A 2,416-nucleotide genomic window follows, 5' to 3' on the forward strand; every position below is an offset into this window, starting at 1 on the left:
CCACCGGGATTCCCAGTGGCCACGCCAGGAATTTTGATGGCCATCAGCCAGGAGAAATCTGGCCGCTCAACTGGAGAACGGCGTGTCCGCTAGCAGCGAACCGCCCTGATCCGCGTCGGCAGCCCCGCCGATTTCACGGAATGTGTGCCTGAACCACGGTTCGAACGACGTCGACAACGACTAGGTGAATATAGCGGCTGCTCCGTGGTGATGTCCCAATCAGAAAGCGACTCCCTGGTGACGATTGGTTGCTGTTTGGCCTCATCGACCCCGTCGAGCGGCATGTGGTCCGAAGATGGAGGGATGGCGGCTGAGCGGATGTTGTGGCGCAGGGGCCTGTTGATCACTGCCTCGGTCGTCTTGTCTGTAGCGGTGTCCGTGGCTGGCAACCAGGTTCTCAACGACGGGGTATGGAACGGGTGGTGGGCGCTGATTGCCCTCGCTCTGGGTGCGGCCGCCACTGCGGTGGCCTACCGGCTGACTGATGCCTCATCCAGTCAGGACAGGACGGCGGGACCAAGCGGGGCCGCTTCATCGTCGATTCAGTCGGTGATGCGCTCCTCGGCTAGCGGTGACATCGTGCAGGCACACGACCTTGCAGACGGCATCCGCATCGCTCCTGGCGCCTCCACATCCGCCGCACCGATACCGGCACCTGCATCGCCTGCCATGCCGGTGCAAGAGGTGCCAGACGAGGAGCCGACCGGCTCACCGGGGATCGGTCAGTCGGTGACCGGCTCCATCATCGGCGGGTCGATCATCCAGATCAGCGGCGCCGGCGGTGATGTGACCATCGAGCGTTCGTGAGTACAGCAATGCCTGAGCCGTACCCCTCCCAGCCGTGTCCTCAGGTAACGCGGCCGGTTCAGTGGGTCAGCAGCTCCACCGTGCACCATGACCTAATCCAGATCGCTCATGTGCGCGGAAATGTCACCGTCACCCAAACCACGTCCGATTCTGGGGCGTCGGCGCGAGAGCAGGTCGTCGAGGGTGACATCCCAGCTCAGCCGGTGGCGTTTCAAGTGCGTACAGATCTGCTGGCACGGTTACACACGCAAGTCGCGGTTGGGGGGGCAGCAGTGGTGTGCACGCTGACCGGCACGCCAGGAGTGGGCAAGACGCTGCTGGCAGCCTCCTACGCCTGGGCGTGCCAGGCAGCGGGTTGGCCGGTGGTGGCCTGGATTCCCGCCGAGACCGAGAACCAAATTCTCGCCGGGCTGGACGGCCTGGCTGTCCGGCTGGGAATGCACAGCGTCGACGACGACGCCGAGACCACAGCCCGCCGAGTCAAGGCATGGATGTCAGGGACGCATCAGCCATGCCTAGTGGTGTTCGACAACGCCACCGACATTCCGACTGTGCGGCGGTGGTGTCCGACCACCGGGGCGGCTCGGGTGGTAATCACCTCCCGAAATCGGGCTTTCAGCCGCCACTACGCGCCGGTAGAGGTGCAGGTGTTCACCCCCGCCCAGGCGGCAGCATTCCTGACCGAGCGCACCGGCCTGACCGACGAAGATGCTGCCTCTGAGCTGGCTGCGGAGCTGGGACATCTGCCGCTGGCGCTGGCCCAGGCGGCCGCGATGATCGCCTGGCAAAAGATCAGCTACCGCGCCTACTTACGATCGTTGCGCGACCTGCCGCTGGAGCGGCATCTAACCGCATTAGAAGGCGATGCCTATCCTGCTGGGGCGGCGCAGGCAATCCTACTATCGCTCGCCCTGGCCGAGCAGGCTACTCTCGGCGCCCGCCGGTTGCTGGAGGTGCTGGCGGTGCTGTCTCCAGCTGGCGTCGCACGGTTGCTGCTGCACAGCGCTCCCATCCTGGAACCTGGAGATCAGTCGGAAATCGATGAGCTATTGGCCCGGTTGGCTGACACCTCATTGATCACCTTCACTGACGACGGTCAGGCGGTGCTGATGCACCGTCTCATCCAACGGGTACTGCGCGAACGCGCCTACCACGAGGCCCGCTTGCAGCAGGCCGTGGACACGGCAACCGGTCTGCTGGCTACGTTCAACGCCCCGATCCCCACTGGAGCCGCGACCTGGGGCGCCCGCCCCTCGGTGGAAGCCCTACTTGAGCACACCGGCACCCTTTACGCCATCGCTCACCTGGCCGACCTCTTGACACCCGAGCTGCTGGATCTGCGTGGCTGGTGCGGTCGACGCCTGACAGATCTGGCTGACCTGCCCCGCGGCATTGCCTTGCTGCAGCAGACACTGGTCGATAGTGAACGGCTGTTGGGTGTCGACCACCCTGCTACCCTCACCAGCCGCCATGATCTCGCCTACGCCTATGGCACGGCAACACGAGCGACAGAGGCGATCACCCTGTTGGAGCAGGTGCTGAGCCTCAGGGAGCGAGTACTAGGCACCGACCACCCCGACACCCTGACCAGCCGCAACAACCTCGCCAG

The 2,416-nt window shown here is 64.7% G+C and carries 2 protein-coding genes; both read left to right on the top strand.

Annotated elements, in window-relative coordinates; all coding sequences use genetic code 11:
• Positions 1–303: 303 nt before the first annotated feature.
• Positions 304–807, top strand: coding sequence for a hypothetical protein (locus AB0K21_RS33905; protein ID WP_343971392.1), 504 nt, complete (start codon positions 304–306; stop codon positions 805–807).
• 80 nt (positions 808–887) lie between these two features.
• Positions 888–2,416 (top strand): tetratricopeptide repeat protein (locus AB0K21_RS33910; RefSeq protein WP_364155773.1); only part of this gene is annotated, 1,529 nt, incomplete at its 3' end.

The sequence above is a fragment of the Streptosporangium sp. NPDC049248 genome (genome assembly GCF_040678965.1).
GTDB lineage: Bacteria > Actinomycetota > Actinomycetes > Streptosporangiales > Streptosporangiaceae > Streptosporangium > Streptosporangium fukuiense.

Excerpts from the sequence above, each read along its gene's own strand:
- AB0K21_RS33905 (WP_343971392.1), top strand. The coding sequence starts at position 304 with ATGGCGGCTGAGCGGATGTTGTGGCGCAGGGGCCTGTTGATCACTGCC.